The sequence below is a fragment of the Streptomyces sp. NPDC085937 genome (assembly GCF_044540535.1).
In the GTDB taxonomy this organism is placed as follows: Bacteria; Actinomycetota; Actinomycetes; order Streptomycetales; family Streptomycetaceae; genus Streptomyces.
Genome location: NZ_JBITSH010000022.1, coordinates 1 through 13,880, shown reverse-complemented (window position 1 = coordinate 13,880; position 13,880 = coordinate 1). Strand labels below are relative to the sequence as shown.

Here is a 13,880-nt window from a genome sequence, read left to right as displayed (position 1 = left end):
ACCGGGCCCGTGTCGTCCCCGGGAAAGGGGGGACACGGGCCCGGCGTACGGTTCAGCGGCGGCCGCTCTTCGGGTCGACCAGGCCGGCCCGGCGCAGCGCGTCGGCCATCGCGCTGTTGGCCGGAGCGGACGCCTGGCGGGAACCGCCGCCCCCGCCGCCGCCCCCGCGGGCCTGGCGCTGCTGCGGCGGACGGCCGCCGCGCTGCCTGCGCTCACGGTCGCCGCCGGGCGCCTGGCCCTGCGGCGCGGCCTCGTCGTCCAGCCGCAGCGTCAGCGAGATCCGCTTGCGCGGGATGTCGACGTCCAGCACCTTGACCTTGACGATGTCGCCCGGCTTGACAACGTCCCGCGGATCCTTGACGTACGTCTTCGACATCGCGGAGACGTGCACCAGGCCGTCCTGGTGGACACCGACGTCGACGAACGCGCCGAACGCGGCGACGTTGGTGACCACGCCCTCCAGCACCATCCCGGAGGACAGGTCGGAGATCTTCTCCACGCCCTCCTTGAAGGCGGCGGTCCTGAACGCCGGACGCGGGTCGCGGCCCGGCTTCTCCAGCTCCTTGAGGATGTCCGACACCGTCGGCAGACCGAACGTGTCGTCCACGAACTCCTGCGGCCTGAGCGAGCGCAGCACCGCCGTGTTGCCGACCAGCGAGGCGACCTCCTGGCCGGTGGTCTTCACCATCCGCCGCACCACCGGGTACGCCTCGGGGTGCACGCTGGACGCGTCCAGCGGGTCGTCGCCGCCGCGGATGCGCAGGAAGCCCGCGCACTGCTCGTACGCCTTGGGGCCGAGCCGGGCCACCTTCTTCAGCTGGGAGCGGCTCTTGAACGGCCCGTTGGAGTCGCGGTGCGCCACGATGTTCTCGGCCAGCCCGGAGGAGATGCCGGAGACCCGGGCGAGCAGCGGCGCCGACGCGGTGTTGACGTCCACGCCCACGCCGTTCACGCAGTCCTCCACCACCGCGTCCAGCGAACGCGACAGCTTCACCTCGGACAGGTCGTGCTGGTACTGACCGACTCCGATCGACTTGGGGTCGATCTTCACCAGCTCGGCCAGCGGGTCCTGCAGCCGGCGCGCGATGGACACCGCGCCGCGCAGCGACACGTCCATGCCGGGAAGCTCCTGCGAGGCGAACGCGGACGCCGAGTACACGGAGGCGCCCGCCTCGGACACCATCACCTTGGTCAGCTTCAGCTCGGGATGCTTGGCGATGAGTTCCCCGGCGAGCTTGTCGGTCTCACGGGACGCGGTGCCGTTGCCGATGGCGATCAGCTCGACCGCGTGCTCCTTCGCCAGCCGGGCCAGCTTGGCGATCGCCTCGTCCCACCGGTTCGCCGGGACGTGCGGGTGGATCACGTCCGTGGCGACGACCTTGCCGGTCGCGTCGACCACGGCGACCTTCACGCCCGTACGGAAACCGGGGTCCAGGCCGAGCGTCGCGCGGGTGCCCGCCGGGGCGGCCAGCAGCAGGTCGCGCAGGTTCGCCGCGAACACCCGCACCGCCTCGTCCTCGGCCTCGGTGCGCAGCCGGAGCCGGATGTCGATGCCCAGGTGCACCAGGATGCGGGTCCGCCAGGCCCAGCGCACGGTGTCCCGCAGCCACTTGTCGCCCGGACGCCCACGGTCGGCGATCCCGAACCGGTGCGCGACGACGCCCTCGTACGACGAGGGGCCGTCGGTGGGCTCCTCGGGCTCCAGGACGAGGTCGAGGACCTCCTCCTTCTCACCCCGCAGCATGGCCAGGATCCGGTGCGAGGGCAGCGCGGTGAACGGCTCGGCGAAGTCGAAGTAGTCGGCGAACTTGGCGCCCGCCTCCTCCTTGCCCTCCCGCACCTTGGCCGCCAGCCGCCCGCGCACCCACATGCGCTCGCGCAGCTCGCCGATCAGGTCGGCGTCCTCGGAGAACCGCTCGGTCAGGATGGCCCGCGCGCCGTCCAGCGCGGCCTGCGGATCGGCCACGCCCTTCTCCGCGTCCACGAAGGCGGCGGCCGCGGCGAGGGGCTCGACACCGGGATCGGCGAGCAGCCCCTCCGCCAGCGGCTCCAGCCCGGCCTCGCGGGCGATCTGCGCCTTGGTGCGCCGCTTGGGCTTGAAGGGGAGGTAGATGTCCTCCAGGCGCGCCTTGGTCTCCGCGCCCCGGATCCGGGCCTCGAGCTCCTCGGTCAGCTTGCCCTGCTCGCGCACCGAGTCGAGGATCGCGGTGCGACGCTCCTCCAGCTCCCGCAGGTAGCGCAGCCGCTCCTCGAGCGTGCGCAGCTGCGCGTCGTCGAGCATCTCGGTCGCTTCCTTGCGGTAGCGGGCGATGAAGGGCACCGTCGAACCGCCGTCGAGCAGTTCCACGGCGGCCTTGACCTGCCGCTCCCGTACGCCGAGTTCCTCGGCGATCCTGCCTTCGATGGACCCTGCGAAGGGTGTCGTCACGTTCCCGTACCGCCTTCTCCACTGAGGTTGCGCGGCAATTGTGGCAGGTGACGACGACAATCGGGGATCAGGGCGGCGACGCGCCCGGACACCCCACGGGCGTCACTCAGGCGCGACGGCCGTGCGCGGAGGACGAGGCACCGCCGAACAGCCGGGCGAGCGCCCGGAACGGCAGGGTCACGACGGTGGCGACGGCGCCGCCGATCTGGCGCAGGACGTCTGCGATGGCACGGAACACGTTTCTCCCCTTTCGTACTCCGACCCGTCCGGCCGGACCCCCTGCGGGTACCTCGTCCACGCTTCAACATGCACCCGCCGCAAGAACGCCGCGCGCTCTCGCATGGCGGAGAAGGCGGGAAACCCGTCGTTCGCGGTCGTCAGGGGAGCCGCACGCGGGGGGGGGCGAGCGGCACACCACGCGGGCTCCCGCACGAGGCCCCCGCGTACCTCGTCGAGGAGTTCCGCGCCCGTCAGCCGGGTTCAGCCCGACGTGGACGGGCTCCACGTGAACCGTGGCGCCCGGCGCTCCAGGAACGCCGTGACGCCCTCCGCGGTGTCGTCGCTCGCGGAGGCCACCTTGTGCCAGTGGTCGTCCCGGTCGGTGCGGCCGTCGGCGAACTCCTTCGCCGCGGCCTGCGTCAGCTGCGAGCGGGACGCCAGCACCGCGGTGAACTCCGCGACCCGCGCGTCCAGGGCGCCCGCGGGCAGCACCTCGTCCACCAGGCCGGTGCGCAGCGCCCGTTCCGTGCCGATCAGCTCGCCGGAGAACAGGAGGTACTTCGCGGTGGCCGGACCCACCAGCGACACCAGCCGCCGGGTGGCGGAGGACGGGTAGACGATGCCGAGCTTCGCCGGGGTCACCCCGAACCGCGTCCCTTCCTCGGCGAACCGCAGGTCGCAGGCAGCCGCCAGCTGCGCGCCGCCGCCCACGCAGTGGCCGCGCACGGCGGCCAGGGTCGGCTTGGGGAAGGCGGCGAGCGCCTCCTCCGCCTCCACGGCCAGCCGCTGCGCCTCCAGCTGGGAGCCCTGGAGCGTGGAGATGTCCGCCCCGGCGCAGAAGGTGCCGCCGTCCCCGGTCAGCACCAGCGCCCGCACCCGCGGGTCGGCGGCCAGGGAACCGAGCAGCGGCGGCAGGGCCGCCCACATCGCGGCCGTCATCGCGTTGCGTTTCGCGGGGTGGCTGATGACGACCGTGGCGACCGGGTCGGTGACGCTGTGCAGCAGCTGCGGCTCCATGCGCCGGATGCTATCCGCCCCGGTCACGGCCCCCGTCGCCGGGCGCCTCGCGACCGGTTACGACCGGCGCGGGAGGGGGACACGGGGACGGGAAGGGGGACCGACTCCGGGAGGCAGGTATGGCCAGGTCGGCCAGGTCCGCCGGGACCGCAGGGCGGCAGGGTGACGCGGCCAAGCTGAACCGTGGCTTCGGCTGGATCGCCGTGCTGGGAGTGATCCTGGTCGTCGCCGGGCTGATCGGCCTGGTGTACACCGCCGTGGCCACGCTGACCACGATGCTGCTGTTCGGCTGGCTGCTGCTGGTCGGCGGCCTCGTCGGACTGCTGCACGCGGTGCAGGCGCGGCAGACGAGCTTCTTCTGGCTGGGCGTCGTCGTCGCGGCCCTGAACATCGCGGCCGGGGTGGTGGTCATCAAGACCCCGGAGGCGGCGGCCGAGGCGCTGACCATGTTCGCGGCACTGCTGTTCCTCACCGGCGGGGTGTTCCGGCTGGTCGGCAGCCTGGTGGTACGCGGTCCGCAGTTCGGCTGGACCCTGGTGCAGGGCGCCTTCGGGCTGCTCCTCGGCATCCTGGTGCTGGCCACCTGGCCGAGCAGCAGCCAGTACGTCATCGGTACGTTCTTCTCGCTGTCCCTGCTGTTCGACGGGCTGGGTCTGATCGCCACCGGCTACGGCGGCCGCCGCGTCGTCGGCATGGTCGCCGGCCGCTAGCCGTACGCGGGCCGACGGCGCCCTCGGCCCGGTACGGACGGAAGAGTGCCCCAAACCCGGCACGAACCGGGCCGGAACGATCCTGCACCCGACCGCGCCGAGCGTGAACGGTCGGAAACGTTCGATATCCGCTGACTTGTGTTCAGCGGGGAGGGTCGGAGGCACTCGGTCCCAACACTCGACGTGTGGTGACAATCGAGCGTGAGGGTGGCGACCCGCTGCCGTACGAAGGTGTCTGGCGGTTCACCGCCCCTGCCGTGGACGCCTCGGTGCCACAGGCCCGGCACGCCGTGCGGGACCTGCTGCTGCGGCAGGGGGTGCCGGTCGCGGACGACGTGGTGCAGGGACTGCTGCTGATCGTCTCCGAGCTGGTCACCAACGCCGTGAAACACGCGGCGCTGCTGTCCCCGATGCTCGCCGTCGAGGTCGCGGTGGGCGCCGAGTGGGTCCGGGTGTCCGTGGAGGACAACCACCCCTACCGCCCCACCGCCCTGGAGAACGACTACGGCCGCCTCGGCGGCCGCGGACTGCTCCTTGTACGGGAGATCGCCCGGGAGGCCGGCGGGGCCTGCGAGGTGGAGCACACGGCGACCGGCGGCAAGGTCATCTGGGCCGCCCTCCCGCTCAAGCCCGCGCAGACCTACTAGCGCGCGCCGGGCGCGCGGCGCCTCGCCCGGAGAGGACGGGAACGCGGCACCGCGCCGCCGTCACCAGCCGGCCGACGGCCCCGTCAGCTCCCGTACCGCCGGGCGGGCCGCGTCCAGCACGGTCATGAACCAGGCCGAGAAGGTGTCCTTCGCGTGCCGCTCCGCCAGCTCCTGCGGCGTCACGAACACGGTGGCGGCCACTTCCTGCTCCTCGGGCTGCACCGGCGCCTGCACCATGCCGACGAAGAGGTGGTTGAACTCCTGCTCCACCAGGCCCGAGGCCGGGTCCGGGTGGTTGTAGCGGACCGTGCCCGCCTCGGCCATCAGCGAGGGCGACACCCCGAGCTCCTCGTACGTCCGCCGGGCCGCCGCCGCGAACGGCGCCTCACCGGGGTAGGGGTGGCCGCAGCAGGTGTTGGACCACACACCGGGGGAGTGGTACTTGCCGAGCGCCCGCTGCTGCAGCAGCAGCCGTCCGCGCTCGTCGAACAGGAACACCGAGAACGCCCGGTGCAGCCGTCCCGGCGGCTGATGGGCGGCGAGCTTCTCCGCGGTGCCGATCGTCGCGCCGTCCTCGTCGACCAGTTCCAGCAAAATCGGCTCGGCGGTGCCGCTCGACGGGCTGTTCGTCGCGGTGGCAGGTGTGATCGGCATACCCATCCTTCACTCGGTGTTCATGCCCAAGTCTGCCGCACGAATCCGGCACTCCCGGCACTCCGGTCCTCCCCCGCATGTCCCGCCCCCGGCGGCACGGACGGTCGTACCGGCTGCCGGGCGCCACCGGACCCGGGCTGATCGTGCCCGTGCCGGGCGGCGGACATGCGCGTCCCGCGCGCCGGTCGAAGGGAGCGGACGCCGGCACGGGGGCGGAAGGCTGCGTTCCCCGGCGCATTGGCGCGTCCGGGAGCTTTCACGCCCCTTCAAGAGCGCGGACGCGCCTCCAGCGGCTCGGACGCGCCGTCGATCTCCCGCACGCGCCTTCGGTCTCCCGCACGCGTCCTCAATGGCACAGGCGCGCCTCGTGCTCGGCGTGCCCGCTGGGCTCCAGCTGGAAGGTGCAGTGCTGCACGTCGAAGTGGTCGCCCAGACACCCCTGCAGCTCGTGCAGCATCTTCTCGTGCCCGATGGCGTTCAGGGTGTCTGCGCTGACCACCACGTGCGCGGAGAGCACGGGCATCCCCGAGGTGATCGTCCAGGCGTGCAGGTCGTGCACGTCCTCCACGCCCGGCGTGTCCAGGATGTGCGCCCGCACCTGCGCCATGTCCACGCCCTTGGGCGCCGCCTCCAGCAGCACGTCGAGGGTCTCGCGCAGCAGCTTCAGGGTGCGGGGCACGATCATCAGTGCGATCACCAGAGAGGCGATCGGGTCGGCGGCCGTCCAGCCGGTGGTGACGATCACCAGGGACGACAGGATCACCGTGACCGAGCCGAGCGCGTCCGCCGCCACCTCCAGGAAGGCGCCGCGCACGTTCAGGCTTTCCTTCTGGCCCCGCATCAGCAGGGACAGCGACACCAGGTTGGCGGCCAGGCCGATCGCGCCGAACACCGCCGCCAGGCCGCCCTCGGTGGCCGCCGGGGTGACGAACCGCTGGATCGCCTCGTAGAGCACGTAGCCGCCCACGCCGAGCAGCAGCACGCAGTTGGCCAGCGCCGCGAGGATCTCCGCGCGGGCCAGCCCGAACGTGCGCCGCTCGCTGGGCGGGCGGCTCGCGAAATGGATGGCGAGCAGGGCCATCCCCAGGCCCAGGGCGTCGGTCGCCATGTGGGCCGAGTCCGCGACCAGCGCGAGCGAGTCGGCGAGCAGACCGCCGACGATCTGGACCACCATGACGCCGATCGTGATCCCCAGCGCGACCCGCAGCCTGCCGCGGTAGGCCGCGGATGCCGTACCGCCGGCCGGGACGCCGTGCGCGTGCCCGTGATCGTGGCCTGCCCCCATGCCCTCCGCCGCCCTTCGTCGCTGCCGTCCGGACCACAGTGAACTACGCGGCAGGGGGGTGGGGCAACGCGGCACTGAACACCGTTGTCATGTGCCCTGACCTGCGGAAACGATCCGCAGGTCAGGCGCCTCAGGCGTGCTGCAGAAGCTGCCAGCCCTGCCAGGCGGACTCGACCATCTCCCGCACCGAACGGCGCGCGGACCAGCCGAGGCGCTCGGCCGCGAGGGCCGCCGAGGCCACCGCGCGGGGCGGGTCGCCGGGACGCCGGGGCTCGACGACGGCACTCCGGGTGTCGCCGGTGACCTCCCCGATGACCGTGATCAGCTCGCGCACGGAGACGCCCTCGCCGCGGCCGATGTTCAGCGTCAGGTCGCCCCGCACCCCGCCCTCGGACAGCCGGCGGACCGCCGCGAGGTGTGCCTCGGCCAGGTCGGCCACGTGGATGTAGTCCCGGACGCAGGTGCCGTCCGGGGTCGGGTAGTCGTCGCCGAAGACGCGCGGGGCCTCGTCACGGGTGAGCCGGTCGAAGACCATCGGCACGATGTTGTACACGCCGGTGTCGGCCAGCTCCGGCACGGCCGCCCCCGCGACGTTGAAGTAGCGCAGGCACACCGTGTCGATGCCGTGCGCCCGGCCCGCGGCCCGGACCAGCCACTCCCCGGCGAGCTTGGTCTCGCCGTAGGGGTTCACGGGGACGCAGGGCGTGTCCTCGGTGATGAGGTCCACGTGGGGGTCGCCGTACACGGCCGCGGACGAGGAGAAGACGAAGCGTGCGACACCCGCCTCGGCGACGGCGTCCAGCAGGGTGGCGAGGCCGCCCAGGTTCTCCCGGTAGTACCGGGTCGGCTGGGCCACCGACTCGCCGGGCTGCTTGCGCGCGGCGAGGTGCAGCACGCCGGTCACCTGGTGCTCGGCCAGGGCCTTCGTCAACAGGTCACCGTCCAGCGCGGAGCCCTTGACCAGCGGGACGCCGTCGGGCAGCCGCGCCGGAACCCCGGCCGAGAGGTCGTCCAGCACGACGACACGCTCCCCGGCGTCCGTCATGGCCCGCACCACATGGGCCCCGATGTATCCGGCTCCGCCGGTGATCAGCCACGTCATGGTGGACCACCCTAAGGCGAGCGACCGGCGCGGTTTGTGAGCCGGGGCCCGTATCCACGATGATGAGCCCGGCACCGGCGTCGGCCAACCGCGTCGATCCGACCGGCGAACGGTCGGTGAACGCGGGCTTCCGTGTATCCGATAGCCTCTGCCGACATGCCGCCCGGATGCCTCCGAACGGGTGCATAACCATGTACATGACCGGCGTGGACGCGTCGCCCCCCCAGGGAGTGAGATTCGGTTGCCGACCGCCATCCTCACCGGCCCCCCGGTCCCCGGTTCGCCCCTCGAGGCGGACCTGCGCTCCCTCGGCTTCGACGTACGGACCGCGTCCGGCGCGGCCGAGGCCGAGACGCTGCTCGCCGGGGTGCCGGGGGAGCAGCGGGTCGCCCTGGTGGACACCCGGTTCGTGGGCCACGTGCACGCCCTGCGCCTCGGCCTGACCGACCCCCGTTTCCCCGTCTCCGCGGTCCCGGGCGCCGTCACCGCCCAGGGGCCCGGCCGGCAGACCCTGACCCGTGCCGTGGCCCGGGAGAACTCCGCCGCCCAGGGGACGGGCAGCGGCACCACCCTCCTGGAGGGCCTCCCGGACCGGGTCGTCGCCGCCCTCGACACCGACGTGCACCGTCCCGAGCTGGGCAGCCTCGTCGCCCTCGTGCCCGTCGACCCCCAGGCCCGCAACGAGGCCCGGCAGGCCGTCGCCGCCGTGGACGAGGAGGCCGTCCGCCTCCGCTCCGCCGTCAAGGCCCGCGACGGCTTCTTCACCACCCACTGCGTCAGCCCCTACTCGCGCTACGTCGCCCGCTGGTGCGCCCGCCGGGGGCTGACCCCCAATCAGGTCACCACCGCCTCGCTGCTCACCGCGCTGGTCGCGGCCGGCTGCGCCGCCACCGGCACCCGCGCCGGTTTCGTCGCCGCGGGGGTGCTGCTGCTCGCCTCGTTCGTCCTGGACTGCGCCGACGGCCAGCTCGCCCGGTACTCGCTCCGGTACTCCACGCTGGGCGCCTGGCTCGACGCGACCTTCGACCGGGCCAAGGAGTACGCCTACTACGCGGGCCTCGCCCTGGGCGCCGCCCGCGGCGGCGACGACGTGTGGGCCCTGGCGCTCGGCGCCATAATCCTCCAGTCCTGCCGGCACGTCGTCGACTTCTCCTTCGCCGAGTCCCGGACCGGCTCACCCGCCGCGGCCGGCCCCGCCGCCGCCCTGTCCGGCCGCCTCGACCGCGTCGGGTGGACCGTCTGGGCCCGCCGCATGATCGTCCTGCCGATCGGCGAGCGCTGGGCGCTGATCGCCGTCCTGACGGCCTTCACGACCCCGCGCATCACCTTCTACGCACTGCTCGTGGGCTGTGCCTTCGCCGCCGCGTACACCACCACGGGACGCGTCCTGCGCTCGCTGCGGCCCCGTCCGGCCGCGGACCTGGCCGGCGCCGGACCGGAGCGGGAGAGGGTCCGGTCGGCGCGTGCGCTGGCCGACCTCGCCGACAGCGGACCGGCGGCCACCCTGCTGAAGGTCTCCTGGTCCGGCGGCGGCGTGGTCGCCGCCGTCCTCGGCGCGGCCCTGGTGACGGGCACCGCCGCCGTGTGGGGCCCCGGCTGGCAGACCGTGCTCGGCGCCGCCGCCTACGTGGTCTGCTCGGCCGCCGCCGTCCGCCGGCCCCTCACCGGCCCCCTCGACTGGCTGGTCCCGCCGCTCTTCCGCGCCGCCGAGTACGGCACGGTCCTGCTGCTGGCGGCCCGGGCGGACGTGAACGGAGCCCTTCCGGCGGCTTACGGACTGGTGTCAGCGGTCGCCTACCATCACTACGACACGGTCTACCGCATCCGCGGCAACGCGGGCGCGCCCCCGCGCCTTCTGGTGCGGGCGATCGGGGGGCACGAAGGGCGCACGCTGGCGGTCGCCGTGCTGGCGGCCGTGCTCACCGCGTCCGGATTCACCGTCGCGCTCACGGCGCTCGCCGTGGCCGTGGCTCTCGTGGTGCTCACCGAGAGCATCCGCTTCTGGGTGGCCGCCCATCAGGGTGGCGCGCCCGCCGTACACGACGAAGGAGAACCCGCATGATCGGCCTCGTGCTCGCTGCCGGCGCCGGAAGGCGTCTGCGCCCGTACACCGACACCCTGCCCAAGGCATTGGTGCCGGTGGGGCCCGAGGGCATAGAAGGGGAGCCGACGGTCCTCGACCTCACGCTGGCGAACTTCGCGGAGATCGGGCTGACCGAGGTGGGTGTCGTCGTCGGCTACCGCAAGGAGGCCGTGTACGAACGGCGGGCGGCGCTGGAGGCGACGTACGGGCTGAAGCTGACGCTGATCGACAACGACAAGGCGGAGGAGTGGAACAACGCCTACTCGCTGTGGTGTGCGCGAGACGCCCTGAAGGACGGCGTGATCCTGGCCAACGGTGACACGGTGCACCCGGTGTCGGTGGAGCGGACGCTGCTGGACGCGCGGGGTGACGGCAAGAAGATCATCCTGGCGCTGGACACGGTGAAGAAGCTCGCCGACGAGGAGATGAAGGTCGTCGTCGACCCGGAGAAGGGGATGACGCGGATCACGAAGCTGATGGACCCGGCGGAGGCGACGGGTGAGTACATCGGCGTGACGCTGATCGAGGGCGGGGCGGCGGCCGAGCTGGCGGACGCGCTGAAGACGACGTTCGAGCGGGATCCCCAGCTGTACTACGAGGACGGCTACCAGGAGCTGGTGAACCGGGGCTTCCGGATCGACGTGGCGCCGATCGGTGACGTCCGGTGGGTCGAGATCGACAACCACGACGACCTCGCCCGTGGACGGGAGATCGCGTGCCAGTACTGACCCGGCTCATCCCGTCGCCGGTCGTCGTCGACATCCGCCCCGGCGCCCTCGACGACCTGGCCTGCGTCCTCGCCGACGAGCGCATCTCGCAGTCCGGCCGGCTCGCCATCGCCGTCAGCGGCGGGTCCGGCGCCCGGCTGCGCGACCGCGTCGCGCCGTCGCTGCCCGGCGCCGACTGGTTCGAGGTCGGCGGCGGCACCATCGACGACGCGGTCCGGCTGGCGGGCGCCATCCAGGGCGGCCGCTACGACGCGGTGGTCGGCCTCGGTGGCGGAAAGATCATCGACTGCGCCAAGTTCGCCTCGGCGCGCGTCGGCCTGCCGCTGGTCGCGGTCGCCACCAACCTGGCGCACGACGGCCTGTGCTCGCCGGTGGCGACCCTCGACAACGACGCCGGCCGCGGCTCCTACGGCGTGCCGAACCCGATCGCGGTCGTGATCGACCTCAACGTCATCCGCGAGGCCCCGGTCCGCTTCGTGCGCTCCGGCATCGGCGACGTCGTCTCCAACATCTCCGCCGTCGCGGACTGGGAACTGTCCCACCGCGTCACCGGCGAGAAGGTCGACGGACTCGCCGCCGCCATGGCCCGCCAGGCCGGCGAGGCCGTGCTCCGGCACCCCGGCGGCGTCGACGACGACAGCTTCCTCCAGGTACTGGCCGAGGCGCTGGTCCTCACCGGCATCTCCATGTCCGTCTCGGGCGACTCCCGGCCCTCCTCCGGCGCCTGCCACGAGATCAACCACGCCTTCGACCTGCTCTACCCGCAGCGCGCCGCCGCCCACGGCGAGCAGTGCGGACTGGGCGCCGCCTTCGCGATGTACCTGCGCGGCGCGCACGAGGAGTCGGCGGCCATGGCCGGGGTCCTGCGCCGGCACGGGCTGCCGGTGCTGCCCGAGGAGATCGGGTTCTCCGTCGACGAGTTCGTCCGCGTCGTCGAGTACGCCCCCGAGACCCGCCCCGGCCGCTTCACCATCCTCGAACATCTCGCCCTGACCACCGAACAGATCAAGGACGTCTACGCCGACTATGTCAAGGCCATCGGTAGCTGAACTCCGTCCGGTCGTGCACCCCGCGGGGGTCAAGGACCGGCGCAGCGGTGAGCACTGGATGGGACGCCTCTACATGCGTGAGGTGTCCCTGCGGGTGGACCGCTACCTGGTGAACACCCGGGTCACCCCCAACCAGCTCACGTATCTGATGACCGTCTGCGGCGTCCTCGCGGCTCCCGCCCTGCTGGTGCCCGGCATCACGGGCGCGGTCCTCGGGGTGGTCGCGGTCCAGCTGTACCTGCTGCTGGACTGTGTCGACGGCGAGATCGCGCGCTGGCGGAAGCAGTACTCGCTCGGCGGGGTCTACCTGGACCGGGTCGGGGCCTACCTGACCGACGCGGCCGTGCTGGTCGGCCTCGGCCTGCGCGCCGCCGACCTGTGGGGCACCGGCCGCATCGACTGGCTGTGGGCCTTCCTCGGCACCCTCGCCGCGCTCGGCGCGATACTCGTGAAGGCGGAGACCGACCTGGTCGGGGTCGCCCGCCACCAGAACGGCCTGCCTCCGGTGAAGGAGTCCGCCGCCGAGCCGCGCTCCTCCGGCATGGCGCTCGCCCGCCGGGCCGCCGCCGCCCTGAAGTTCCACCGGCTGATCCTCGGCATAGAGGCGTCCCTGCTGATCCTGGTCCTCGCGATCGTGGACTCCGCCCGGGGCGACCTGTTCTTCACCCGCCTGGGCACCGCCGTCCTGGCCGGCATCGCCCTGCTGCAGACCGTGCTGCACCTCGTGTCCATCCTCGTCTCCAGCAGGCTGAAGTGAGCGCCGGCATGAAGGTCGGCGCGGTGATCATCACCATGGGCAACCGCCCCGACGAACTGCGTGCCCTGCTCGACTCGGTCGCCAAGCAGGACGGCGACCCCGTCCAGGTCGTCGTCGTCGGCAACGGCGCACCCGTGCCCGACGTCCCCGAGGGCGTACGGACCGTCGAGCTGCCCGAGAACCTGGGCATCCCCGGCGGACGCAACGTCGGCATCGAGGCCTTCGGGCCCAGCGGCCGGGACGTCGACATCCTGCTCTTCCTCGACGACGACGGCCTGCTCGCCCACACCGACACCGCCGAGCTGTGCCGGAAGGCGTTCACGGAGGACCCGTCGCTCGGCATCATCAGCTTCCGCATCGCCGACCCGGACACCGGTGTCACCCAGCGCCGGCACGTGCCGCGGTTGCGTGCCTCCGACCCGATGCGCTCCTCCCGCGTGACCACCTTCCTCGGCGGCGCCAACGCGGTGCGCACCCAGGTCATCGCCGAGGTCGGCGGTCTGCCCGGCGAGTTCTTCTACGCGCACGAGGAGACCGACCTGGCCTGGCGCGCCCTCGACGCCGGCTGGATGATCGACTACCGGTCCGACATGGTGCTGTACCACCCGACGACCGCCCCCTCGCGGCACGCGGTCTACCACCGGATGGTGGCCCGCAACCGCGTCTGGCTCGCCCGGCGCAACCTGCCCGCCCCGCTCGTCCCGGTGTACCTGGGCGTCTGGCTGCTGCTGACCCTGCTGCGCCGTCCCTCGGGCCCCGCCCTCAAGGCGTGGTTCGGCGGCTTCCGCGAGGGGTGGAGCACCCCCTGCGGCCCCCGTCGGCCCATGAAGTGGCGTACGGTGTGGCGGCTGACCCGGCTGGGCCGGCCCCCGGTGATCTGACAAGCTGCGAGTCGGGGACCGGGCCCCACCCCGGTCCAGGCTGCTGGCAGGCCCGCTCGGGCCACGCACATCAAGGACGGAAGTTATCCACCAGTGAGTGAGACAACGCACGACGGCACGGTCGCGGTGACCGGGCCCGTGTCGCCCGACGAGGGCCTTTCGGCGGCCGAGCTGGCCGCCAAGTACGGGCTGTCCGTCAGCGGTGCCCGGCCGCCTCTCGGCGCGTATGTCCGTCAGCTGTGGGGCAGGCGGCACTTCATCCTGGCCTTCTCGCAGGCCAAGCTCACCGCCCAGTACAGCAGGGCCAAGCTGGGCCAGCT

13 protein-coding genes and 1 pseudogene are annotated in these 13,880 nt (G+C 72.8%); 8 read left to right on the top strand and 6 right to left on the bottom strand.

The genetic code is table 11. The annotated features are described in order from the left end of the window. Positions 1-52 precede the first annotated feature (52 nt). From ACIF8S_RS31280 to ACIF8S_RS31270, 3 genes are all read right to left on the bottom strand, one after another. Entirely contained in the window at positions 53-2,428 is a 2,376-nt protein-coding gene (locus ACIF8S_RS31280) for a Tex family protein (RefSeq protein WP_400003672.1), read from the bottom strand. Between the two features lie 106 nt (positions 2,429-2,534). Further along, entirely contained in the window at positions 2,535-2,666 is a 132-nt protein-coding gene (locus ACIF8S_RS31275; RefSeq protein WP_252542052.1) for an LPFR motif small protein, read from the bottom strand. 242 nt (positions 2,667-2,908) lie between these two features. Next, positions 2,909-3,664 (bottom strand): enoyl-CoA hydratase/isomerase family protein, encoded by a 756-nt coding sequence (locus ACIF8S_RS31270; RefSeq protein ID WP_400003670.1) that lies wholly within the window; start codon positions 3,662-3,664, stop codon positions 2,909-2,911. A 119-nt stretch (positions 3,665-3,783) separates the two neighbouring features. Between ACIF8S_RS31270 and ACIF8S_RS31265 the strand changes: the two genes are divergently transcribed. Beyond that, a complete protein-coding gene (locus tag ACIF8S_RS31265; RefSeq protein ID WP_400003668.1) occupies positions 3,784-4,374 on the top strand; it encodes an HdeD family acid-resistance protein in 591 nt (196 codons plus the stop codon). A gap of 185 nt (positions 4,375-4,559) precedes the next feature. Next, positions 4,560-5,021, top strand: a complete 462-nt coding sequence (locus tag ACIF8S_RS31260) for an ATP-binding protein (RefSeq protein WP_349791980.1) — start codon at positions 4,560-4,562, stop codon at positions 5,019-5,021. A gap of 60 nt (positions 5,022-5,081) precedes the next feature. Here the strand turns inward: ACIF8S_RS31260 and idi are convergent, their stop codons facing one another. The 3 genes from idi to galE form a co-directional block, all read right to left on the bottom strand. After that, entirely contained in the window at positions 5,082-5,675 is a 594-nt protein-coding gene (gene idi, locus ACIF8S_RS31255) for an isopentenyl-diphosphate Delta-isomerase (RefSeq protein ID WP_400003666.1), read from the bottom strand. Between the two features lie 346 nt (positions 5,676-6,021). Beyond that, positions 6,022-6,960, bottom strand: coding sequence for a cation diffusion facilitator family transporter (locus ACIF8S_RS31250; RefSeq protein ID WP_400003664.1), 939 nt, complete (start codon positions 6,958-6,960; stop codon positions 6,022-6,024). 130 nt (positions 6,961-7,090) lie between these two features. Next, positions 7,091-8,062: a UDP-glucose 4-epimerase GalE gene (galE, locus tag ACIF8S_RS31245; RefSeq protein WP_400003662.1), complete on the bottom strand. Its 972-nt coding sequence runs from the start codon at positions 8,060-8,062 to the stop codon at positions 7,091-7,093. Between the two features lie 241 nt (positions 8,063-8,303). Between galE and ACIF8S_RS31240 the strand changes: the two genes are divergently transcribed. The 6 genes and pseudogenes from ACIF8S_RS31240 to ACIF8S_RS31215 form a co-directional block, all read left to right on the top strand. Then, the gene (locus ACIF8S_RS31240; protein ID WP_400003660.1) at positions 8,304-10,124 is read left to right on the top strand and encodes a DUF5941 domain-containing protein; all 1,821 of its coding nucleotides are present in this window, start codon (positions 8,304-8,306) and stop codon (positions 10,122-10,124) included. Next, entirely contained in the window at positions 10,121-10,873 is a 753-nt protein-coding gene (locus ACIF8S_RS31235) for a sugar phosphate nucleotidyltransferase (RefSeq protein WP_400003658.1), read from the top strand. The genes ACIF8S_RS31240 and ACIF8S_RS31235 overlap by 4 nt, the downstream gene beginning before the upstream one ends. Continuing rightward, a complete protein-coding gene (locus ACIF8S_RS31230) occupies positions 10,861-11,922 on the top strand; it encodes an iron-containing alcohol dehydrogenase family protein (protein ID WP_400003656.1) in 1,062 nt (353 codons plus the stop codon). Before ACIF8S_RS31235 ends, ACIF8S_RS31230 begins: the two co-directional genes overlap by 13 nt. Next, the gene (locus ACIF8S_RS31225; protein WP_215215677.1) at positions 11,900-12,679 is read left to right on the top strand and encodes a CDP-alcohol phosphatidyltransferase family protein; all 780 of its coding nucleotides are present in this window, start codon (positions 11,900-11,902) and stop codon (positions 12,677-12,679) included. The genes ACIF8S_RS31230 and ACIF8S_RS31225 overlap by 23 nt, the downstream gene beginning before the upstream one ends. An 8-nt stretch (positions 12,680-12,687) precedes the next feature. Beyond that, a complete protein-coding gene (locus ACIF8S_RS31220) occupies positions 12,688-13,560 on the top strand; it encodes a glycosyltransferase family 2 protein (protein WP_400003774.1) in 873 nt (290 codons plus the stop codon). A gap of 93 nt (positions 13,561-13,653) precedes the next feature. Further along, a pseudogene (locus ACIF8S_RS31215) lies at positions 13,654-13,880 on the top strand (ABC transporter permease); the annotation flags it as partial.

What these genes read in the sequence shown, in the direction of transcription:
- ACIF8S_RS31270 (WP_400003670.1), bottom strand. Translation starts at nt 3,664, where the DNA reads ATGGAGCCGCAGCTGCTGCACAGCGTCACCGACCCGGTCGCCACGGTC.
- ACIF8S_RS31265 (WP_400003668.1), top strand. Translation starts at nt 3,784, where the DNA reads ATGGCCAGGTCGGCCAGGTCCGCCGGGACCGCAGGGCGGCAGGGTGAC.
- idi (WP_400003666.1), bottom strand. Translation starts at nt 5,675, where the DNA reads ATGCCGATCACACCTGCCACCGCGACGAACAGCCCGTCGAGCGGCACC.
- ACIF8S_RS31250 (WP_400003664.1), bottom strand. Translation starts at nt 6,960, where the DNA reads ATGGGGGCAGGCCACGATCACGGGCACGCGCACGGCGTCCCGGCCGGC.
- galE (WP_400003662.1), bottom strand. Translation starts at nt 8,062, where the DNA reads ATGACGTGGCTGATCACCGGCGGAGCCGGATACATCGGGGCCCATGTG.
- ACIF8S_RS31235 (WP_400003658.1), top strand. Translation starts at nt 10,121, where the DNA reads ATGATCGGCCTCGTGCTCGCTGCCGGCGCCGGAAGGCGTCTGCGCCCG.
- ACIF8S_RS31225 (WP_215215677.1), top strand. Translation starts at nt 11,900, where the DNA reads ATGTCAAGGCCATCGGTAGCTGAACTCCGTCCGGTCGTGCACCCCGCG.
- ACIF8S_RS31220 (WP_400003774.1), top strand. Translation starts at nt 12,688, where the DNA reads ATGAAGGTCGGCGCGGTGATCATCACCATGGGCAACCGCCCCGACGAA.